16 protein-coding genes and 1 other RNA gene are annotated in these 20,592 nt (G+C 70.4%); 6 read left to right on the top strand and 11 right to left on the bottom strand.

Annotated elements, in window-relative coordinates; all coding sequences use genetic code 11:
* Positions 1-153 precede the first annotated feature (153 nt).
* The 8 genes from ftsL to ACFOGJ_RS07620 form a co-directional block, all read right to left on the bottom strand.
* Positions 154-921: a cell division protein FtsL gene (gene ftsL, locus ACFOGJ_RS07655; RefSeq protein WP_379899257.1), complete on the bottom strand. Its 768-nt coding sequence runs from the start codon at positions 919-921 to the stop codon at positions 154-156.
* Positions 918-1,982, bottom strand: a complete 1,065-nt coding sequence (gene rsmH, locus ACFOGJ_RS07650; RefSeq protein ID WP_379899256.1) for a 16S rRNA (cytosine(1402)-N(4))-methyltransferase RsmH — start codon at positions 1,980-1,982, stop codon at positions 918-920. Before rsmH ends, ftsL begins: the two co-directional genes overlap by 4 nt.
* Positions 1,982-2,428 carry a division/cell wall cluster transcriptional repressor MraZ gene (locus ACFOGJ_RS07645; RefSeq protein WP_379899255.1) on the bottom strand — a complete coding sequence of 149 codons (447 nt, stop codon included), beginning with the start codon at positions 2,426-2,428 and terminating at the stop codon, positions 1,982-1,984. Before ACFOGJ_RS07645 ends, rsmH begins: the two co-directional genes overlap by 1 nt.
* A 561-nt stretch (positions 2,429-2,989) precedes the next feature.
* Positions 2,990-3,407, bottom strand: an RNA gene (gene rnpB, locus ACFOGJ_RS07640) — RNase P RNA component class A.
* A gap of 35 nt (positions 3,408-3,442) precedes the next feature.
* On the bottom strand, positions 3,443-4,276 hold the full coding sequence (locus tag ACFOGJ_RS07635) for an N-acetylmuramoyl-L-alanine amidase (RefSeq protein ID WP_379899254.1): 834 nt from the start codon (positions 4,274-4,276) through the stop codon (positions 3,443-3,445).
* On the bottom strand, positions 4,257-5,153 hold the full coding sequence (locus tag ACFOGJ_RS07630; RefSeq protein WP_379899262.1) for a DMT family transporter: 897 nt from the start codon (positions 5,151-5,153) through the stop codon (positions 4,257-4,259). The genes ACFOGJ_RS07635 and ACFOGJ_RS07630 overlap by 20 nt, the downstream gene beginning before the upstream one ends.
* Positions 5,154-5,165: 12 nt before the next feature.
* Entirely contained in the window at positions 5,166-5,939 is a 774-nt protein-coding gene (locus tag ACFOGJ_RS07625) for an OmpA/MotB family protein (protein WP_379899253.1), read from the bottom strand.
* A gap of 71 nt (positions 5,940-6,010) precedes the next feature.
* Positions 6,011-6,928: a motility protein A gene (locus tag ACFOGJ_RS07620; RefSeq protein WP_379899252.1), complete on the bottom strand. Its 918-nt coding sequence runs from the start codon at positions 6,926-6,928 to the stop codon at positions 6,011-6,013.
* Positions 6,929-7,194: 266 nt separating this feature from the next.
* Between ACFOGJ_RS07620 and ACFOGJ_RS07615 the strand changes: the two genes are divergently transcribed.
* The 3 genes from ACFOGJ_RS07615 to ACFOGJ_RS07605 all read left to right on the top strand — a co-directional run bounded on the left by ACFOGJ_RS07615 (position 7,195) and on the right by ACFOGJ_RS07605 (position 12,903).
* Positions 7,195-10,911 carry a hydantoinase B/oxoprolinase family protein gene (locus ACFOGJ_RS07615; protein WP_379899251.1) on the top strand — a complete coding sequence of 1,239 codons (3,717 nt, stop codon included), beginning with the start codon at positions 7,195-7,197 and terminating at the stop codon, positions 10,909-10,911.
* Between the two features lie 45 nt (positions 10,912-10,956).
* The gene (locus tag ACFOGJ_RS07610) at positions 10,957-11,658 is read left to right on the top strand and encodes an SDR family oxidoreductase (RefSeq protein WP_379899250.1); all 702 of its coding nucleotides are present in this window, start codon (positions 10,957-10,959) and stop codon (positions 11,656-11,658) included.
* Between the two features lie 183 nt (positions 11,659-11,841).
* On the top strand, positions 11,842-12,903 hold the full coding sequence (locus tag ACFOGJ_RS07605) for an FAD-binding oxidoreductase (RefSeq protein WP_379899249.1): 1,062 nt from the start codon (positions 11,842-11,844) through the stop codon (positions 12,901-12,903).
* 133 nt (positions 12,904-13,036) lie between these two features.
* On the opposite strand, the gene ACFOGJ_RS07600 is transcribed toward ACFOGJ_RS07605, so the two are convergent.
* A complete protein-coding gene (locus tag ACFOGJ_RS07600; protein ID WP_379899248.1) occupies positions 13,037-15,778 on the bottom strand; it encodes a cation:proton antiporter in 2,742 nt (913 codons plus the stop codon).
* A 156-nt stretch (positions 15,779-15,934) separates the two neighbouring features.
* The gene (locus ACFOGJ_RS07595) at positions 15,935-18,124 is read right to left on the bottom strand and encodes a malate synthase G (protein WP_379899247.1); all 2,190 of its coding nucleotides are present in this window, start codon (positions 18,122-18,124) and stop codon (positions 15,935-15,937) included.
* 173 nt (positions 18,125-18,297) lie between these two features.
* On the opposite strand from ACFOGJ_RS07595, the gene ACFOGJ_RS07590 reads away from it, so the two are divergent.
* The 3 genes from ACFOGJ_RS07590 to ACFOGJ_RS07580 all read left to right on the top strand — a co-directional run bounded on the left by ACFOGJ_RS07590 (position 18,298) and on the right by ACFOGJ_RS07580 (position 19,940).
* Positions 18,298-19,239 carry a LysR family transcriptional regulator gene (locus ACFOGJ_RS07590; RefSeq protein WP_379899246.1) on the top strand — a complete coding sequence of 314 codons (942 nt, stop codon included), beginning with the start codon at positions 18,298-18,300 and terminating at the stop codon, positions 19,237-19,239.
* 145 nt (positions 19,240-19,384) lie between these two features.
* A complete protein-coding gene (locus tag ACFOGJ_RS07585) occupies positions 19,385-19,630 on the top strand; it encodes a type II toxin-antitoxin system MqsR family toxin (RefSeq protein WP_379899245.1) in 246 nt (81 codons plus the stop codon).
* A gap of 1 nt (position 19,631) precedes the next feature.
* Positions 19,632-19,940 (top strand): hypothetical protein, encoded by a 309-nt coding sequence (locus ACFOGJ_RS07580; protein WP_379899244.1) that lies wholly within the window; start codon positions 19,632-19,634, stop codon positions 19,938-19,940.
* 140 nt (positions 19,941-20,080) lie between these two features.
* Here ACFOGJ_RS07580 and ACFOGJ_RS07575 read toward each other — a convergent pair.
* Positions 20,081-20,592 (bottom strand): type II toxin-antitoxin system ParD family antitoxin (locus tag ACFOGJ_RS07575; RefSeq protein ID WP_379899243.1); only part of this gene is annotated, 512 nt, incomplete at its 5' end.

Here is a 20,592-nt window from a genome sequence, read left to right as displayed (position 1 = left end):
GCGGCGGGGCGCTGGCCGCGATCGCGGCGCCGGCATCCAGCTGGCGCGGCCGGCCGGCCTGGCCGTCGCGGCGCAGCCGCGGCTCGGCGCGCACCGTCCGGTGCGGATCCGCCGCCGATCCTGTCCTGCCCCGTCCGAACGGCCAGATGGCCATCACTGACCCTCCATCAAGGCCTGCACGGCACCGCCGCCGGAGAGTTGCTGGGCCGCGACCTTCAGCAGCCGGGCCTCCATATCCGCCGGCAACAGGCGTGCGCCGGCGGCGGGCGCGGACGGCCGCGCGGCGACCTCGATCGCCCGGGGACGCACCGGCGCCGGATCGCGGGCGGGCACCCCTTCGGGACGGGGTGCGGTCTGGGGTGCGATCTGGGGTGCGGCCCGGGGGCCGGCCGGGGGCTCAGCCCGGGACCCGGTCTGGGGCACCGCCTGCGACGGGGCGGCGTGTACCACGGCCCGACCCGCTTGCTCCGCCCCCGCCACGGCGCCCGGCTGCGATCCGTCATCGGCATCACCGGCCGCCATCGCGGCGACGGTGATGCGCATGGACGGCCGCGGCCGCGGCAGCGGCAGGCGCTCGCCGCCCGGCAGGATTGCGGCCTCGATCCCGGCGCCCTCCATGGCATCGGCGCTGACGATCAGGCGCTGCTGCCGTTCCGGCACGTCGCGGAACGCCACCAGCTGCCCCGGCAGGGCAGGCTGCATCTCAAGCCGGCTGATGGCGCGGTCCTGCACGGCCGCCGGCCGGGTCAGGTAGGCCCATTCCGCGCGCAGCACTGCGATCGAGCGCTTCTCTTCCGCGATCCGCCCGGTCAGGTGGCGCAGCCGCTCCTCCTGCCGGTCGACCCGATAGGACAGCTCGTAAAGGCCGAACATGGCGGCAAAGACCAGGACCAGGCCGGCCAAGGTGACCACACGCTTCATGCTGCGTCTCCCCCGAAACCCGCATCGGGCATTCCAGCGGACCGGTCCCAGGCCGGCGCGTCGGTGCGCACGGCGGCCCGCAGCCGGGCCGAGCGGGCCCGCGGATTGTCGTCCGCCTCGGCCGCGTCCGGCTTGCGGACACCGCGCCATTTCAGGCTGAAAGTCGGACGCCGGGCCGTGGCGGCAGCCTGCGGCGGCGCATGGCGCGACGGCTGCGCCGCCTCGCCCGAACGTTCCGCCAGGAAGCTCTTCACGATCCGGTCTTCCAGGCTGTGGAAGGAGACCACAGCGAGCCGGCCGCCGGGCGCCAGCACCTGCTCCGCGCCGCGAAGGCCGCGCTCGAGCTCGCCCAGCTCATCGTTCACATGGATGCGGATTGCCTGGAAGGTGCGGGTGGCGGGATGGATCGCATGGCCCTGCGACCGCCCCCTGGACCCTCTCTGGGGACGCGGCCGGCCCACGGCCTGCGCGACGATCTCGGCCAGTTCGCCGGTGCGGCGGATCGGCTGCCGCGACCTGGCGGCGGCGATGGCACGGGCCACCGCGCGCGAGCGGCGCTCCTCGCCATAGCGGTAGACGATGTCGGCGAGCTCCGTTTCCTCGGCGGAATTGACGAAGTCCGCCGCGGTCGGCCCCGTGCCGCCCATCCGCATATCCAGCGGCCCGTCGACGGAGAAGGCGAAACCGCGTTCCGCGCTGTCCAGCTGGTCGGAGGACAGCCCGATATCGAGCACCACCCCGTCCACCGACGTGACGCCGGCGGCGGCCAGCAGGCTTGCCATGTCGCCGAAGCGGCCGGGCAGCAGGGTCAGGCGGCCTTCCGCCAGCGCATCGGCAAAGCGTCGCCGGGCGCGATCGATCGCAGCGTCATCGCGGTCGACCGCCCAGACGGATGCGCCGGCCGCCAGCATCGCCTCGGTATAGCCGCCGCCGCCCAGGGTGCCGTCGACCATGCGCTCGCCGGGCTGCGGCGCCAGTGCCTCGAGCACAGGCGCAAGCATCACCGGCAGGTGCCGGCTTGTCTGTGCCGCGCCCTGCCTGTCCGCCCCCTGCCCCGGCATCAGTCGCTCCTTTGCGAAAGACGGGGGCGCCGGTGACGTTGCGCCAGCTCGGCCTGCCGCTCGGCCCAGGCCGCGGGCTGCCAGATCTGGAAATGGTCGTAGCGGCCGACGAAGACGGCCGAATCGCTGAGCCCGGCAAGCTCGATCAGGGCCTCCGGCAGGACGATGCGGCCGGTTTCGTCCCAGCCGGCGTTCCGCACGTTCGGCATGATGTAGTCGACCCAGTCGTTGTACTCCTCGCCGAGCGGGTCGAGCCCTTCGATGCGCTTGTGCAGGGTCTCCAGGTAGAGGCTGCCGCCGCCGGCGATCGCTTCGGCATTCAGGGCCGGCATCAGTGCCGCCGATTCCGACTGCTGCCGCTGCAGCACGGCGCGGTACTCCGCCGGCAGGGAAACGCGCCCCTTCCGGTCGAGCTTGTTCGTGAATGTGCCCACGAACTTGTCCACGCCGCATCTCCGCCCCTCTCCCGCTGTCCGACCTGCGGACGGGCGCGGGCGCCCGGTTCAGCCTTGGGGCCTGTGGACCTTTCGGGTCCGTCCAGCCCCCGCCTTGACGGCGTCACAGCGCCGTCTCACGCGTTCCCCCATGGTCCGATATGGGATGTGATGGGATAGCATGGTACTTTGTGGTGGTCAATGGTACTTCTTGGAAAATCAAGGACTTCCGCGGCGCTATTGGCACGACCCAAGATCTAGTCGGCCGTTTCGACATATACGTGTTTTGTTCTCACGCCAGACGGCCGTCATGAGTCCTTTGAACCACATTGTTCCGTATATGTTCTATTTGAATCGGCGGAATGTTCCGGCTGCGGCCGCGATCAGCCGTTTCCCGGCGGCATTCCAGCCCCGCGATGCCGGGAATGAGCCGGCATGGGCCGGGCATGGGCCCGGTCATGGGCCCGGTCATGGGATCGCATGGGTCAGCCGTGCGAACCGCATCGGTGCCGCGGGGTCGCGTCGAAACCGGTGGGCGGGGCCGGCGGCCCGACTTCGGGCATCGCGGCCGGCACCGTCAGGCAGGCTGTAAGCCGGGTTCTGTCCGCGGCCGGCAAGGCCGGCCGCTGGATGGCCATTCATCTGGGACGCCCGTTGCCGGACGCCTCGCGCGACCTACCCGGACGACGGGCCGGAAGCCGCCCTGCCCGCGGATCCGCGGGCCGTCATCCCTACTTGGTCTTGCTCCGGGTGGGGTTTGCCATGCCGCCGGCATTGCTGTCGGCGCGGTGCGCTCTTACCGCACCCTTTCACCCTTGCCGCGGCGCCGGCCGGACCGGTGCACCGGGCGGTCTGCTTTCTGTGGCACTTTCCCTGGGGTCGCCCCCGCCGGGCGTTACCCGGCACCCTGCTTCCGTGGAGCCCGGACTTTCCTCCCGCCGCCGCCGCGCCGAAACCGGGGGCGGCAGCGGGCGGCCATCCACCCACCTGACGGTGGCTCTGCCTACGCGCCGCCGGGCGTACCGGTCAAGTCTCGCGATCCGCCCGTGCCGGCAGGGACGGCCGCGGCCCCTGTGCGACGGCCAGGATTTCGTAGACCAGGCCAAGGGTCTCCGGATCGGCGGCGCCGTCGCACAGGGCCGGCCGGAAATGTCGCTGGAAGGCCGTCACGACCGCAGCCAGGTACGGGTCGTAGAGGCCGTTCCCTTCCACCTCGTAGCCGATGCCGTCCAGCGCGAACTGCAGGTCCAGGACCACTGCGCCGGCCTGCCCCGGCGCCATCGCCGGGGCATGCGCGGCCGCGGCCTCCGGGTCGAAGCCGTGCCGCGGCCAGAGCCCCAGCCCCGCCCGCGCCAGCCGTGCCCAGTCGAACAGCTCGCCCGGATCCCGCTTGCGCTGCGGGGCCACGTCGGAATGGGCGAGGACCAGCCGCGGATCGATGCGGTGGCGCGCCACGATGTCGGTGCACAGCGCGGTCACGGCGTCCATCTGTGCCGCCGGGAACGGACGATAGCCGCAGCTGTGGCCGGGATTGACGATCTCGATGCCGATGGAGCGGCTGTTCACGTCGCGCAGGCCGGCCCAGCAGGCGCGGCCGGCATGCCAGGCGCGACGGCCCTCCGGCACCAGCCGGTGGATGGTGCCGTCCTCGTCCACCAGGTAGTGGGCGCTGACCTCCGCCGCCGGGTCGGTCAGCCGGTCGGCGGCCGCCGCCATGCTCTCCATGTCGGTATAGTGCAGCAGCACCATCTCCACCGCATCGCCGCCGACCCGCGGCCCGTGGTTCGGCGAGGGACGGTCGACCACCGGCAGCGCGGTGGCGAAGACCGGCCCGCTGCCCTCAAAGCCGCTCGGCAGCACGCGCAGGCTCCCTGACCGCGACGATGAAGACGCCGGCGAGGGTGACGGAGGCGCCGATGACAATGCGCCAGGTCAGCACCTCGTCGAGCAGCCAGACGGCGAACAGGACGCCGAAGATCGGCGCCAGGACCAGCAGCGGCGCGACCAGGGTCACCGGATAGCGGTTCATCAGGTAGAACATGCCGCTATGGGCGATCACCGAGGAGCCGATGGCGACGAAGGCCAGCGCGCCCCATGCCAGGCTGTCGGCGCCGGCGACCGCGGCGACCTGGCCGCTTTCCATCGGCCAGGTCAGCGCCAGCAGGACCGGCGCGCTGAACACCGCGATCCAGGCCTGCATGTTCATCGGCGAGACGCCCTTCGTCAGCCGCATCAGGTTCTGCGCGATTGCCATGCACAGCGCGCCGAGGCCGACCAGGACCACCGCCTCCACCTGCTCGAAGACGGTGGGGTCGAAGGAGATCACCACCACCCCGGCAAAGGCCAGCGCGATCCCCAGGCTGCGCCGCCAGCGGATCCGCTCGCCGAAGAAGAAGACCGCGATCAGGGTGGCGAAGGGAAGCGCCAGCTGCGCCACCACCGCCATCGCGGAGATCGAGGTCGCCAGGTCGAAGCCGGTGAAAACCAGGGCGAAATGCAGCCCGCCGGCAAAAACGGCGATGCCCATCACGGTGCGCATCTGCCCCGGCACCACCCGCAGGAAAGGCACCAGGATCAGCAGCACCAGGGCAAAGCGCAGGCCGGTGGCCAGCAGGGCAGGAAAGCTGTTCAGCGCGACCTTCGCCGCGATGAAGGTCAGGCCCCAGACCGCGTTGATGAGAACCGCGAGCGCGAGGTCCTGCGGCGCCATGCCGGCGCCGCGCCACCAGGATGCCATGGCCAACCCGTCTCAGCGCCGCAGCGGCACGGTGATGCCGGTGGTTCCCACCGTCAGGTCGGAGGCGCCGCCCCGCACCGCCTTTGCGGTGTCGATGTCCAGGGCCCGTTCGTCCCGCGTGCCCGGGAACACCCGGATCACGATGCGGCGGTTCTTCGCCTGGTTGGCCGGGATCGGGTTGCCGGCGGCGTCGCTGTTCGGCGCCTTCGGCAGGGTGTCGGCCAGCCCGACCGCGGCCATCCGATGCGGCTGCACGCCGTAGCGGATCAGGCGGCGCACGACGTTGGTCGCGCGGATTGCCGACAGTTCCCAGTTCGACGGGAAGCTGTCGGAGGTGATAGGGACGTCGTCGGTATGGCCCTGGACCTCGATGTCATAGCTGTTGAAGTCGATGCGGGTGACCAGGCCGGCCACCTCCTTCAGGATCGGATCCGCCTCCGGCTTCAGCACGGCGGAGCCGGGGTCGAAGAACTCGATGGCGGGGAAATCCAGCACCAGCCCGTCCTTGTCGGAGCCGACCTCCGCCTCGGTGTCGGAGGTGATCACCGCCTGGTTCGCCTGCAGCTGCAGGATGCCGGTCGGCCGTTCCTCGTTGGAGCGGCCCAGATGCTCCGACAGGCCGGCCTTCACCTTCTCGTACATCGGCACGTTGAAGTCGGACACCGCCACCAGCACGGCGAAGAAGGCCATCAGCAGGGTCACCGTGTCGCTGTAGGTGACCAGCCAGTCCTCCTCGTCGCCGTGCTCCTGCTGCTCGACCCGTCCCTTGTTGCCGAAATAGGCCAAAAGCTGCCGCCTCTCTTTCGATGCTCAGCGGGCGTCCGCCATCATCCCGGTCACCGTCATCCCGGTCGCCGTTATCCCCGTCCCGGCCGGCCCGCCGCCCGGGTGGCGCCCGGGCGCCCCGGCTCGTCGCGCAGGCCGCGCGGTCGCCGCTGGCCGCTGCCGCCGCGGCTGGCACCCAGCGCTGCGGCGCCACCCGGCGCGTCCTTCATCTGCCGGTCGATGTCGTAGTGCAGGTCCGGATCCAGGAAGCTGTTCATCCGGTCCTGGATGTAGCGGGGATTGCGCTTGTCCGCCAGCATCGCCATGCCGACCGCCATCAGGTGGTTGCGGAAGCGCTGGATATCCTCGCGCTGGTGGATCTTGTGGGCGGTCGGCATGAAGATGAGCCGCGCCGCCAGCACCCCGTACAGGGTGGTGATCAGCGCGATCGCCAGCCCCGGGCCCAGCTTGCTGGGATCGTCGCCCAGGGTGGCCAGCATCACGATCAGGCCGACCAGGGTGCCGATCATGCCGAAGGCCGGCGAGGTGGAGCCCATGGAGCGCAGGATGTTGCTGATCACGACCCGGCGCTGGAACGCCTGGTAGGCGCTGTTCTCCAGGATCTCCAGCACGTCGTTGCCGTCATAGCCGGTGACGATAAGCTCCAGCCCGAAGCGCAGGAAGGGGTCGTCGTCCTTGTTGATCTCGCTCTCCAGCGCGACCACGCCGCCGCGCTGCGCCAGATAGCCCCAGCGGATGACCCGCCCGACCTCGGCATTCAGCATGTTGCGGCGCATCGACGGCGCCTTGAAGATCTCGCCCAGCGCGCGCAGCGCCTGCATCACGTAGCGCGCCTCGAAGGAAATGAAGGCGGCCGCCATGGTCCCGCCGAGGACGATCACCAGGCTCGGCACGCTGAGGAAGACGATGTAGTTGTCGGTCGATATGGCGATCGCGCCCAGGAACAACCCGAACCCGACCAGCACACCGATCAGTGTGGATATCGACATCCGCCCGCTGTCCCGCCCCGCATGCTGCGCTATATCCGCAGCCTGCCCGGTGAAAACCCGACATTCCAGGCCGCCAAGCCATTGTATTCCGTCCGAATGTTAATCTAACCGCGGTCGGTTGCGGACGAAAGCGCCACTTGTTCCTGACAGATGGAAGCAACGGCTTCCGGCGCTTGCCCCAGGCGCTTGCTCCCGGGGGCCGCAAGAGGGCTAGATGCCGGCCGGCGACCGCAACGGGCGCGAAGCCGCAGCGCAGGAGGCAAGAGGTGCAGCAGCAGGACCAGGTGCAGGGCGAACCGGGACAGGGCGGGGCCGCCGCCAGCGAATGGGAGTTCTGGATCGACCGCGGCGGCACCTTCACCGACATCGTCGCCCGCTCCAGCGCCGGCGCGGTGCGCAGCCACAAGCTGCTGTCGGAGAATCCCGGCCGCTATGCCGATGCCGCGATCCAGGGCATCCGCGACATCCTGGAACTGCCGGCCGATGCGGCGATCCCGCATGACCGCATCCGCGCGGTGAAGATGGGCACCACGGTCGCCACCAACGCACTGCTGGAGCGCAAGGGCGCATCCTGCGTGCTGGCGGTCACCGCGGGCTTCCGCGACCTGCTGCGCATCGGCTACCAGGCGCGGCCCGACCTGTTCGCCCTGCGCATCACCCTGCCCGACATGCTCTATGCCGATGTGGTGGAGATCCCGGAGCGGGTGCTGGCCGACGGCACCGTGGAGCGCGAGCTGGACGAGGATGCGGCCCGCGCCGCCCTGCAGGCCGCCTTCGACGCCGGGCACGAGGCCTGCGCCATCCTGCTGCTGCACGGCTACCGCTATCCGGACCATGAGAAGCGGCTGGCCGCGATCGCAGCCGAGATCGGCTTCGGCCAGGTCAGCACCAGCCATGAGGTCAGCCCGCTTATCAAGGCGGTCTCCCGCGGCGACACGACGATGGTCGACGCCTATGTCTCGCCGATCCTGCGGCGCTACGTCTCCCGCGTGGCCGGCGCGCTGGCGCTGGAGGACAGCGTCGCCGCCCCGCCCGGCGAAGGCACCGCCACGGCGCTGACCAATGCCGGGCCGGCGCTCTATTTCATGCAGTCCAACGGCGGCCTGGCCGATGCCGGCTTCTTCCGCGGCCGCGACGCGATCCTGTCCGGTCCCGCCGGCGGCGTGGTCGGCATGGTGAAGACGGCGGAGCAGGCCGGCTTCTCCCGGGTGATCGGCTTCGACATGGGCGGCACCTCCACCGATGTGGCGCATTACGACGGCGCCTTCGAGCGCGCCTTCGAGACCGAGGTCGCCGGCGTGCGGATGCGCGCGCCGATGATGCAGATTCACACCGTCGCCGCCGGCGGCGGCTCGATTCTGCATTTCGACGGCGCCCGCTACCGGGTCGGCCCGGACAGCGCCGGCGCCGATCCCGGCCCCGCATGCTACCGCCGCGGCGGGCCGCTGACGGTCACCGACTGCAACGTCATGCTGGGCAAGCTGGACCCGGCCTTCTTTCCCCGCGTGTTCGGCCCCAATGCCGACGAGCCGCTGGATGCCGGGGCGGTGCGGGAGAAGTTCGCCGAACTGCAGGCCCGCATCCGCGAAGCCACCGGCGACGAGCGCGCGCCGGAACAGGTCGCGCAGGGCTTCCTGGCGATCGCCGTAGAGAACATGGCCAATGCGATCAAGCGGATCTCCATCGCGCGCGGCTACGACGTCACCAAGTACGTCCTGAACAGCTTCGGCGGCGCCGGCGGCCAGCATGCCTGCCTGGTGGCCGACGCGCTGGGCATCACCACCGTGCTGCTGCACCCCTTCGCCGGCGTGCTGTCGGCTCTGGGGATCGGCCTGGCCGACCTGCGGGTGACCAAGGAGCAGACCGTCGGCAGCCGGTTCGAGCCCGGCGCCCTGCCGGAACTGGCGACAGTGCTGGACCGGCTGGCCGGCGAGGCCGAGGCCGACCTGGCGGCGCAAGGCGTGCCGGCGGAGCGGGTGGCGACGGAGCGCCGCCTGCACCTGCGCTACGAAGGCACCGACGCCAGCCTGGAGGTGCCGTTCGGCGCGCATGACAGGGTGCTGGCGGATTTCGAGGCGGCGCACAAGCAGCGCTTCGGCTTCGTCACCCCGGGCAAGACGATGATCGCGGAGGCCGCGGCGGTTGAGGCGGTCGGTACGGCGGAAGGTCTTGGCGGCGGCAAGGTGGCGGAGGCCGCCGCCGGCGCACCCGCAGAGCCGGAGGCGATGGGCCGCGCCTGGATGGACGGCGCCTGGCGCGACACCCCGGTCTACCGGCGCGAGCGGCTGGCCGCCGGGCAGAAGATCGCCGGCCCGGCGATCCTGATCGAGGCGACGGCGACGACGGTGATCGAGCCCGGCTGGACTGCGGAACTGACCGAACGCGCCGACATCGTCCTGCACCGCACCGAGGCGCGGCTCGGCGCCGGCGAGATCGGTACCGCGGTCGACCCGGTGATGCTGGAGATCTTCAACAACCTGTTCATGTCGATCGCCGAGCAGATGGGCTCGGTGCTGGAGAACACCGCCTATTCGGTGAACATCAAGGAGCGGCGCGACTTCTCCTGCGCCGTGTTCGACACCGAGGGCGAGTTGATCGCCAATGCCCCGCATATGCCGGTGCACCTGGGCTCCATGAGCGAGAGCATCAAGACGGTGGTGCGCGAGCGCAGCGGCACGATGAAGCGCGGCGACGTCTATGTCCTGAACGCGCCCTACGCCGGCGGCACCCACCTGCCCGACGTCACGGTGATCACGCCGGTCTTCCCGAAGGCGGAGACGGCCGGCGAGACGCCGCTCTTCTTCACCGCCAGCCGCGGCCATCATGCCGATATCGGCGGCCTGACCCCGGGCTCCATGCCGCCCTTCTCCACCAATGTGGAGGAGGAAGGCGTGATGTTCGACAATGTCGTCCTGGTCGACGGCGGGGTGTTCCAGGAGCAGGCGATCCGCGAGCTGCTGGGCTCCGGCCGCTACCCGGCCCGCAACCCGGACCACAACATCGCCGACCTGCAGGCGCAGATCGCCGCCTGCGAGAAGGGGGTACAGGAGCTGCACCGCATGGTCGACGATTTCGGGCTGGAGGTGGTGCAGGCCTATATGGCCCATGTCCAGGACAATGCGGAGGAAAGCGTGCGCCGGGTGATCGGCAAGCTCTCCGACGGCAGCTTCACCTATCCGATGGACCAGGGCGGGCAGGTCAAGGTGACGGTGACCGTCGACCACGAGGCGCGCAGCGCGGTGATCGACTTCGCCGGCACCAGCGACCAGCAGCCCGGCAATTTCAACGCACCGAAATCCGTCGGCATGGCCGCCGTGCTCTACGTCTTCCGCTGCCTGGTGGATTCCGACATCCCGCTGAACGCCGGCTGCCTGAAACCGCTGACGGTGAAGATCCCGGAAGGCTCGCTGCTGGATCCGCACTACCCGGCCGCCACGGTGGCGGGCAATGTGGAGACCAGCCAGATCATCACCGACACCCTGTTCGGCGCGCTGAACGTGATGGCGGGCGCGCAGGGTACGATGAACAACTTCACCTTCGGCAATGACCGCTACCAGTACTACGAGACGATCTGCGGCGGCTCCGGCGCCGGCGCAGACTGGGACGGCACCGACGCGGTGCATACCCACATGACCAACACCCGCCTGACCGACCCGGAGGTGCTGGAATGGCGCTTCCCGGTGGTGCTGGAGAGCTTCGGCATCCGCCGCGGCTCCGGTGGCGCGGGCCGGCACAGGGGCGGCGACGGCACCTTCCGCCGGCTGCGCTTTCGCGAGCCGATGTCGGCGGCGATCCTGGCCAGCCACCGCACGGTACCGCCCTTCGGCCTGGAGGGCGGCGAACCCGGCAGCGTCGGCCGGCAATGGGTGGAGCGCGCCGACGGCAGCCGGACGGAGCTGGAGGGCCGCGACACCGCCGAGCTCGACGCCGGCGACGTCTTCGTCATCGAGACGCCGGCGGGCGGCGGCTATGGCCGCGCCTGAGCTCCGGCATCCGCATTCGAACCGCAAGCAAGAGGGGACAGAACAATGTCGACCATCCTGATCACCGGCGCCAATCGCGGCCTGGGCCTGGAATTCACCAGGCAGTACCTGAAGGACGGCGAGACGATCATCGCCTGCTGCCGCGCGCCCGACGGCGCGAAAGAGCTGCAGGAAGTAGCCGCGGGCTCCGGCGGCAAGGTGAAGGTCGAGAAGCTCGACGTCACCGACGATGCCAGCTGCGCCGCCCTGGCCGGCAAGCTGAAGGGCACGGCCATCGACATGCTGATCAACAATGCCGGCATCATGGGTCCGGCGATGGAGAAGCAGGCCACCGCGAACATGGACTATGCCGGCTTCGCAGAGGCGCTGAACGTCAACACCCTGTCGCCGCTGCGGGTGACCAACGCGCTGATGCCGAACCTGGAGGACGGCAAGGGCAAGACGATCGTCAACATCTCCAGCCGCATGGGCTCGATCGGCGACCTGTCGGCGACCTACGGCACCGCCTACCGCGCCACCAAGGCGGCGCTGAACATGGTGATGGCCTGCCTGGCCATCGACCTGAAGGAGAAGGGCTATACCGTCGCGATGCTGCATCCGGGCTGGGTGCAGACGGACATGGGCGGCCCGGAGGCCGACCTGACCCCGCCGGATTCCGTCAGCAACATGCGCGCCACCATCGGCAAGCTGACCAAGGCCGACAACGGCAAGTTCTTCAACTACGACGGCAAGCCGCTGCCCTGGTGACCCGGCAGGCCCGGCGGGCCGCCGCCGGGCCTTCCTTGAAGGCGGCCGCCCGGACTGTCAGCCTGTTCACGCCTCCCGCGCCGTCGCCGACCGGAACGGAGCGGCCCGCCGGAGCGTTGGACATCAGGGTCCCGCCGCCACGGCCGGGACCAGTGTGACGTCGAAGCCGATGGTGAGCCCTTCATGACCGTGCCGAACCGATCGCCCGTGGCCGCCGCGCCGACCGCCGAGGAAGCGGCCGGCGACGGCCTCTCCACATTGCTGGGCCGGATCGAGGGACGGCGTGCGCGGGCACGGCACCGGCTGGCCCAGGCCGAACTGGCGTCCGCGCCGGCGGACGGAGCGGGTCGGCCGAGCCGTGTCGCGACGCCGGCCGGCGGAGGGCAGAGCGGCGACAGGCCCGCAGACGGTAGCCTGGGGATCGGCGGCCTGCGGCGGATGCCGCCCCTGGCCGTCGACACGGGCAGCGGCCGCCCCGCCACCGGCTCCGTTGCCGGTTCCGCTTCCGGGGCCGCTGCCGAACCGGAGGTCCGCGTGCCGGCCGGTGCTGCGCCCGGCACGGTGCTGATGGTGCAGAACGTGGCGCCGGGCCTGCTGCGCTTCGCGCTGGCACGCCCGCCCGGCTTCTCCTACGCCGCCGGGCAGTCGGTGAAGCTGTCGCTGGGCGGGATCAGCCGGCGCTACACCATGGTGTCCGCGCCGCACCAGCCCTATCTGGAATTCTTCGTCGAACTGGTCCCCGGCGGCCGGATGTCGGCGCATCTGGCCGGCCTGCGCCGCGGCAACCGGGTCGACCTGGCCGGCGGGCCGAAGGGCGGCATCGCCCTGGACGGCAGCGCCCGCCGGCACCTGATGCTGGCCACCGTGACCGGGGTGAATCCCTTCGTCAGCATCCTGCGCGACGCCGTGCAGCGCGGCCGCACGGACCTGGGCGCGGTGCTGGTGCAGGGCGCCAGCCATGCCGACGAATTCGGCTATCGCGCCGAGCTGGAGGCGATGGCCGCCGCGCATCCGCAACTGCTGTCCTACATCCCCACCGTCAGCCGCCCGGGCGAGAGCCGCAATGCCGGCTGGAGCGGCGCCACCGGCCGCGCCGATGCCCGCATCGCCGACACCCTGCAGCGCTTCGCCCTGCATGCCGCCGACACCGCCGCCTATGCCTGCGGCAATCCCGGCATGGTCGACACCGCCCGCCGCCGGCTCAGCGACCTGGGCTTCGCGGTGCGGGTGGAGCGGTACGACTGAGCCTCTCGCCCTGGCGCCGGAAAGCGAACCGCCAGCGCGCCAGCGGCAGCTTCCCAGCGGCAGCTTCCCAGCGGCAGCTTCGCTGGGGCACGCTGGAAGGCCCTGCACCCGGAATCGCCGAGCCGGCGGGCCTCTATCCCGCCTGAAGGCCCCTGGAGCTGCCGTCCCGGCCGCCATTTTCCGGACCACCCTCTTCCTGGCCGCCGCTATCCTGCCCGCCGCCATCCTGGCTGCCCCCCGCCACCCCCTGCGGCGCGTTGGATGGCTCAGGCTCCGCCCCTTCGGCCGGCGCCAGCCTGTCCGGCGCGCTTTCGTCCCCGGCAGCCTCGCCATCCGGCGCCGGATCGCCGGGACCTGCGCCATCCTGGACCAGGTTCTCCGCCTCCCGCTCCCGGGTGACCGCCTCGACCTCGTCGCGCACCTCCGGATTGGCCTTCAGGAAGGCCTCGAAATCGGCGGCGTCCAGCAGCAGCAGGCGGCAATAGGACAGGGCGACGGCATCCGCGGAACGCGGCTGGCCGGAGATCAGCGCCATCTCGCCCACGAAATCGCCGCGCCCCAGGCGCACCGGCTCGTCCTGTCCCGGACGACGGACCTCCACCGCGCCGGAGGAGATGAAGTACATGCCACGGCCGCGCTCGCCCGCGCGCATGATATGGGCGCCCGGCGGCACGAAGACCGGGCGCAGCAGGCGTGCCAGCCGGGCGCGGCGGTCGTCCGGCAGGTTGGCGAGCAGCGGGAACTGCCGGATCAGGCTGACCGTGTCCAGCCCCAGGTCCAGGCGCAGCCGCTGGCGGCGCTCGCTGCGGGCGGCGGCCAGGCTGGAACGGCGCAGATTCTCGTGCAGCTCCGGCCCCAGCAGGCCTTCTGCCCGCAGCGCATCGTAGTGCTCCAGCTCCTGACGCAGGGCGAACTGGCTGAGGAAGGACTGCTCCCGGGCATCGGCATAGTCCGGGTATTGAAGGCGCAGCGCATCCAGCGCGGCCAGGGTCGCCGTCTCGCGGTACTGCAGCATCTCCGCCACGATGTCGCCGATGCGCTCCCCCAGCAGCGGCACGATCCGGGCGTCCAGGTAGTGCCGCAGCTCCGTCAGCGCCAGGCGCAGCGCCAGCAGCACCTCGAAGCGGGCGGCCAGCTGCCGGTTCAGCGGCCGTTCGATGCGCAGGTAGCGGTGCACCGCATTGGCGAAGCGGAAGCCGCGGCTGAATTCCAGCGCCCGCCGCGCCGTCCGGGCGTAGCCCAGCCGCCCTTCGGTCCGTGCGCCCTCGATCAGACGTTCGGCATGGCGGGACAGGCGCTCCACCACCGGCGGCGAGAGCGCGCCCTGCTCGTGATAGGACAGGATCAGGCTGCGCTCCTGGCTGGCGAGCGCGATCAGCGCCAGGGCAAGGCGGTCGCGTTCGGTCAGCACGGCCTCCAGCCCGCCGGGATGGGCCGCGTCTTCGATGCGGGGGGCGTAGCGGCCGGTCACCGCGCCAGTCACCTCCGCCGGGATGCCGTAGCGGTCGCCGGCGCGGGCGACCCCGTCGCGCACATCGGCCAGGGCGATCGCCACCACCTGGCCACGCAGCGCCTGGTCGACGGCGGAGAGCCGGTCGACGCCCAGCCAGCGGATCAGCCGCCGCAGGCTGAGCCCGTTGACGAACAGGGTAAAGAGGACGAAGCCGCTGGCCGTCACCGCGACGAAGCGCTTCACCTCCGGGTCCAGGAAGCGGTTCTCGGTCACCGCCAGGGCCAGCGCCAGGGTCACCGCGCCGCGCAGGCCGCCCCACAGGATCGTCAGCTTGTAGGGATGGCTGACCCGCTGCGACAGGCCGATCGCGCTCAGTGCCGGCAGCAGCCCGAACAGCACCAGCGCCCGCGCGGCCAGCGCCGCAACCACCACGGCCAGCACCATGAAGACGTCGCGCAGGTCGAAGTCCGACAGCATGCGCGCCACCAGCAGCGCCGCCAGCAGGAAGACCAGGGAGCCGGCCCAGAACGCCACCTGCTCGCCCATGTCGAGCAGGTGCTGCCAGTTGCCCGGCGGGATCCGCCGCCGCAGCAGGCCGCCCAGGACCAGCCCGGCGACGACCACGGCGACCACGCCGGACACGCCCAGGAAGCGATCGCCCAGGATGTACAGGATGTAGGGCGCCACCAGCACCAGGGTCGCTTCCGCCGCGCGGCTGCCGCGCAGCAGCGGGAAGGCGAGCGCCACCGCCCGCGCGCCGACGCTGCCCAGCAGCAGCCCGCCGCCGAAGGCGATGACGAAGTCGCGCGCCGCGGGCCAGAGCGAATCCGCGGTCAGGCCGAAGGAATAGTCGTAGACCAGCAGGGTCAGCAGCCAGGAGAACAGTGCGATCGCCGCCGCGTCGTTCAGCAGGCTCTCCCCCTCCACCAGCCGGGTCAGCCGTGCCGGCGCGCCGATGTCGCGGAAGATCGCCACCACCGCCGCAGGGTCGGTGGTGGCGACGATGGAGCCCAGCAGCAGCGCGGCCAGCAGCGGTACCCCGAAGGCCCAGTTCAGGCCGAAGCCGATCACGGCGGCGGAGACCAGCACCGCCACCACCGCCAGCAGCAGGATCGGCGCCAGGTCCTCCAGCAGCCGCCGCAGCTCGATCGACAGGGTCGCCTGGAAGATCAGGATCGGCAGGAAGGTGTAGAGGAAGACCGCCGAGGGCACCGGCTGGTTGACGATCGGCTTCAGCACGTCCTCCAGCCGGGTGGCGAGCGGGCTGGAGAGCAGCACCACCGCGGCCGTGCCGATCGCCACCCCGACACCCGCGAACATGATGGTCGGCGGCAGGTTCAGCCGGCCGGCCAGGGGCTGCAGGAAGGCCACGACCAGCCAGAGCAGCGCGATGGCCAGGGTGACGAAGACGATCTCGGACAAGGATGCGGTTCCGCGAGGGGGCTGTTGGCGCACAGAGTTAGTGGCCCCGGCGACATATTGCCAGAGCCGCCTCCCGGCGATCGCCACACCGTCGGTCCCCGGGCAGGCAGGAAGGGAACCGACGAAGCCCGGTAAAGTTCGCGGAACCGGCCGGCTTCAGACGGCCGCCGCCCGCTTCGCCTCGATGCGGCGGCGGTGCAGCACCGGCTCGGTATAGCCGCTGGGCTGCGCCCGCCCCTCGAACACCAGGTCGCAGGCGGCCTGGAAGGCGATGCTGCCGCCGAAGTCCGGCGCCATCGGGCGATAGTCCGGGTCGCCGTCGTTCTGGCGGTCGACCACCGCGGCCATGCGCTGCATCGTCTCGCGCACCTGGTCTTCGGTGCAGATGCCGTGGTGCAGCCAGTTGGCGATGTGCTGGCTGGAGATCCGGCAGGTGGCGCGGTCCTCCATCAGGCCGACGTCATGGATGTCCGGCACCTTGGAGCAGCCGACCCCATGGTCCACCCAGCGCACGACATAGCCCAGGATGCCCTGCGCATTGTTGTCCAGCTCCTCCTGCACTTCCTCCGGCGACCAGTTCGGCCGGTCGGCCAGCGGCACGGTCAGGATCGCCTCCAGGCTGGCGCGGGGACGGTCGGCCAGTTCCGCCTGCCGGGCGGCCACGTCGACCTCGTGATAGTGCAGGGCATGCAGGGTGGCCGCCGTCGGCGAGGGCACCCAGGCGGTGCTGGCGCCGGCCATCGGATGGCCGATCTTCTGCTCCAGCATCGCCGCCATCAGGTCCGGCATCGCCCACATCCCCTTGCCGATCTGGGCATGGCCCCGCAGGCCGCAGGCCAGGCCGATATCGACGTTCCAGTCCTCATAGGCCTTGATCCAGGGGGCGGCCTTCATGTCGCCCTTGCGGATCATCGGTCCGGCCTCCATCGCCGTGTGGATCTCGTCGCCGGTGCGGTCCAGGAAGCCGGTATTGATGAACACCACCCGGTCGGCGGCGGCGCGGATGCATTCCTTCAGGTTGACGGTGGTGCGCCGCTCCTCGTCCATGATGCCCATCTTCAGGGTCGCCGGCGGCAGCTCCAGCACCGCCTCGACCCGGGCGAACAGTTCCGCCGCGAAGGCGACCTCCTCCGGCCCGTGCATCTTCGGCTTCACGATATAGACCGACCCGGTGCGGCTGTTGTGCAGGGGCCCGTCCCCGCGCAGGTCGTGCAGCGCGATCAGCGAGGTGACCATCGCGTCCAGCATGCCCTCCGGCACCTCGCTGCCGTCCTGCAGGCGGATCGCGTCGACAGTCATCAGGTGGCCGACATTGCGCACCAGCATCAGGCTGCGGCCGTGCCGGACCGTCTCCCCGTCCGCCGTGCGGTAGCGGCGGTCCGGATTCAGGTGGCGCTCCACCTTGCGGCCGCCCTTGGGGAAGGACGCGGTCAGGCTGCCCTTCATCAGGCCCAGCCAGTTGCGATAGACGGCCACCTTGTCCGCCGCATCGACCGCGGCGACGGAATCCTCGCAGTCGATGATGGTGGTGACCGCCGCCTCGACGATGACATCCGCCACCCCGGCCGGGTCGTCGCGGCCGATCGCATGGTCCCGGTCGATGACGATCTCCAGGTGCAGGCCGTTATGGGCGAGCAGCACCGCCGTGGGCGACGCATCATCGCCCTGCCAGCCGGCCAGCTGGCCGGGATCCTGCAGCCCTGTGCTGCCGCCGCCGTCCAGCGCGACGACAAGGCGGCCGCCGGCGATGGCATAGCCGGTGGCGTCGCGGTGCGAACCGTCGGCCAGCGGCGCGGTGCGGTCCAGCAGGCCACGGGCGATCTCGATCACCTCCGCCCCGCGGGCCGGGTTGTAGGCGCCGCCGCGCGCCGTCTCCGGCCCCTCCGGGATCGCGTCGGTGCCGTAGAGCGCATCGTACAGGCTGCCCCAGCGGGCATTCGCCGCGTTCAGCGCATAGCGCGCGTTGGAGCAGGGCACGACCAGCTGCGGCCCGGCGATCGTCGCGATCTCCGCATCCACATTGGCGGTGCTGACGGTGAAGTCCGGCCCTTCCGGCAGCAGATAGCCGATTTCCTCGAGGAACGCCTTCAGCTCCGCCGGTTCGATCGCCTGCCCGCGCCGCTCCCGGTACCAGGCGTCGATCTGCGCCTGCAGCTCGTCGCGCCGCGCCAGCAGGGCCCGGTTGCGCGGTGCCAGGTCATGCAGCAGCGCATCGAAGCCGGCCCAGAAGCGGTCCGACGGCACGCCGGTCCCGGGCAGGGCCTCGGTCTCGATGAAGCGGTGCAGTTCGGCCGCGACCTGCAGACCGCCGATGGCGATCCAGCCGACAGGGGTTTGCTTGCTCATGGCACATCCTCTTCCGCGCAATCTGGTCTGGTTGCGGCATTCCGGGTGATCGGTATGCGGAAAAAGGTATACCTTGCGCTGCGCTAGCGGAATTCCCGGATGTTGCGTAATTTCTTTGCGAATGACGCAAAAACGAGACGTGCTTGCAGGACGCATCATATGAGAGCCTTCGGATGGACCTGATCGACGGTTTCATCGCCCTGACCCGTGCCGTGGATTGCGGCAGTTTCTCCGCCGCCGCGCGGGAACTGGGCGTGCGCCCCTCCTCGGTCTCCCGGCTGGTCGCGGCGCTGGAGGTGGAGTACGGCACCCAGCTCCTGCGCCGCTCGACCCGGCGGCTGAGCCTGACCGAGAACGGCCATGCCTGCTACGAGCGGGCGCAGCGCGTGCTTGCGGAACTGGGCGAGATGCGCAGCCTGCTGGCCGAAGGCCAGGCCAGCGCGCCGCGCGGCCTGCTGCGGGTGAACGTGCCGGTCGCCTTCGGCCACCGGCATGTCGCGCCGCACCTGCCGCCCTTCCTGGCCCGCTACCCCGACCTGCGGATCGACCTGGACCTGACCGACCATACCGTCGACCTGGTGGAAGCCGGCGTCGATGTCGCGATCCGCATCGGCGCATTGCAGGACTCCGCGCTGCTGGCGCGTCGCCTCGCCGACCAGCGCCGGCAGGTGGTCGCCAGCCCGGCCTATCTGGACCGCGCGCCGCCGCTGGAGGCCCCCGACGATCTGGGCCGGCACGACTGCCTGGCCTTCCACCTGCAGCCCGGCGACAGCTGGCTGCTGAGCGGCGCAGACGGGCAGCTGCGCGAGGTCGCGGTGCGCCACCGGCTGCGCGCGAACAATTCCGACGCCCTTCTGGCGGCGGCAATCGGCGGGCTGGGGGTTGCGCTGCTGCCCACCTGGTTGATCAACGAGGCGCTGGCCGACGGCCGGCTCACGCGCCTGCTGCCAACTTTCGAGGGCCGCTTCAGCCGCCAGGAGCAGGGCATCTACGGCGTCTTCCGCCCCAGCCCCTACCTGACCCCGAAGGTGCGCCTGTTCCTGGACCACCTGGCAGCCTGCTACGGCCGCCCGCCCTATTGGGAGCGGCGGGACGACGCCGACCGGAGTGCATGAGAGGCGCGCGGTCCGCGTCTGGATTGTCGTGCTACAGGTGTATCGAGCGCGGGAGAGGGAAGGCAAGAAAATCAAGAAGTACGTGCCGAGTCACGACTTGGCCGCCTTCCAGCGCTACTGGAGCGATTGCTGCCAGAATAACCGGATGGAAGACCTCTTCACGACAACAGCCTATGAAAGCGCGGTCAGGATGCAGTTCGACCTCGCAGGGTGGAGCGACTGCATCCTGTCGATGCGGCACGAACATTTCCGGGAGTCGATGACCTCTTACGGCGACCATAGGCAATGGCAGGATGTCTACATCGTGCCGTGGGACGGATTGCGCCTATATGTTAAGTTCACCGACAAGGGAGTGCAGGAGTTCACCCTCCTGTCCTTCAAGGAAGAGTGACATGGCCCATCCTGCAGTGACGACCGAGACGCTTCACCCCGAAACCGGGGAACCCATGGTTCGCGGGCTGCGCCGGCAGTCGATCGAACTGGCCGGCAAGACCTACGAGGTCGATGTGCCCGGCTGGTACACCGCCAGCGGCGCCGGCCTGCATTCGGCGGACGACTACAGCGCCTTGGAAGCGGTGATGAAGCAGGTCTCCCAGGAGCGGGCAGCCGCCGGTCTGCCGTCGCTGCGGGAACTGGCGCGGGAGAGAGCGGCGGCAAGGCGCGAGAAGAAGGATGATGATGTCCCGCCACAGGCATCGTGATCGGCCCACGAAAGTCCAGTCGGACAGGCACCTGAAATAATGGCTGCCCCGGCGATCGCTGGGGCGGCCGTTTAAATTTCTCGTTACTGTATTGCCGATGGTTTCCGGACTGTGCTGGGCGCAGCGCGTCGGACCCTTGGTCACGGAAAGATCGTTTCCGCTTCCTCGAGAATCCGCTCGCGCAATTCCGGATCCAGTCCGTCACGGGTGGCAAGATCGATGCGCCGGCCGAGCCGGTCCTCGAGCACGGCTGCGACCGCGGCAAGGTCAATCAGGCTGAACCGGCGTCCGGGCACGATCTCGACGAGCATATCGATATCGCTGTCCGGTGTGGCGTCGCCCCGCCTCACCGAGCCGTAGAGGGCCAGGCTCGCCACACCCAGCTTGTGCAGAGCAGGCGCCATGCCGGCAAGGGTGGCGCGCAACTGTGACCGGCCGAGAGATGGTTCCGCTTGCCCGTCGCTGGCTTTCTGCCCGGCATTGTCCGCCAAGGCCGGCACAGATCGCTCCATCTGCTGCAGAAGGCGCAAAGCCTCGCGCACGACCTCGCTCGCATCGCCATACTGTCCCGAAGCGACCTTGCGCCGGACAAAAGCTTCAAGGGTCGGTGGCAGGGAGACATCCATCCCGCAAATCCTCCGGAAACCGGAGC

This window comes from Marinibaculum pumilum (genome assembly GCF_042646425.1).
GTDB classification, from domain to species: Bacteria; Pseudomonadota; Alphaproteobacteria; order Ferrovibrionales; family Ferrovibrionaceae; genus Marinibaculum; species Marinibaculum pumilum.
Note: the sequence above shows the minus strand (reverse complement) of the source record. Positions and strands in the feature narration are given on the sequence as shown.

Excerpts from the sequence above, each read along its gene's own strand:
- ftsL (WP_379899257.1), bottom strand. The coding sequence starts at position 921 with ATGAAGCGTGTGGTCACCTTGGCCGGCCTGGTCCTGGTCTTTGCCGCC.
- rsmH (WP_379899256.1), bottom strand. The coding sequence starts at position 1,982 with ATGCCGGGGCAGGGGGCGGACAGGCAGGGCGCGGCACAGACAAGCCGG.
- ACFOGJ_RS07630 (WP_379899262.1), bottom strand. The coding sequence starts at position 5,153 with ATGGCATCCTGGTGGCGCGGCGCCGGCATGGCGCCGCAGGACCTCGCG.
- ACFOGJ_RS07620 (WP_379899252.1), bottom strand. The coding sequence starts at position 6,928 with ATGTCGATATCCACACTGATCGGTGTGCTGGTCGGGTTCGGGTTGTTC.
- ACFOGJ_RS07610 (WP_379899250.1), top strand. The coding sequence starts at position 10,957 with ATGTCGACCATCCTGATCACCGGCGCCAATCGCGGCCTGGGCCTGGAA.
- ACFOGJ_RS07605 (WP_379899249.1), top strand. The coding sequence starts at position 11,842 with ATGACCGTGCCGAACCGATCGCCCGTGGCCGCCGCGCCGACCGCCGAG.
- ACFOGJ_RS07595 (WP_379899247.1), bottom strand. The coding sequence starts at position 18,124 with ATGAGCAAGCAAACCCCTGTCGGCTGGATCGCCATCGGCGGTCTGCAG.
- ACFOGJ_RS07590 (WP_379899246.1), top strand. The coding sequence starts at position 18,298 with ATGGACCTGATCGACGGTTTCATCGCCCTGACCCGTGCCGTGGATTGC.
- ACFOGJ_RS07585 (WP_379899245.1), top strand. The coding sequence starts at position 19,385 with ATGGAAGACCTCTTCACGACAACAGCCTATGAAAGCGCGGTCAGGATG.
- ACFOGJ_RS07580 (WP_379899244.1), top strand. The coding sequence starts at position 19,632 with ATGGCCCATCCTGCAGTGACGACCGAGACGCTTCACCCCGAAACCGGG.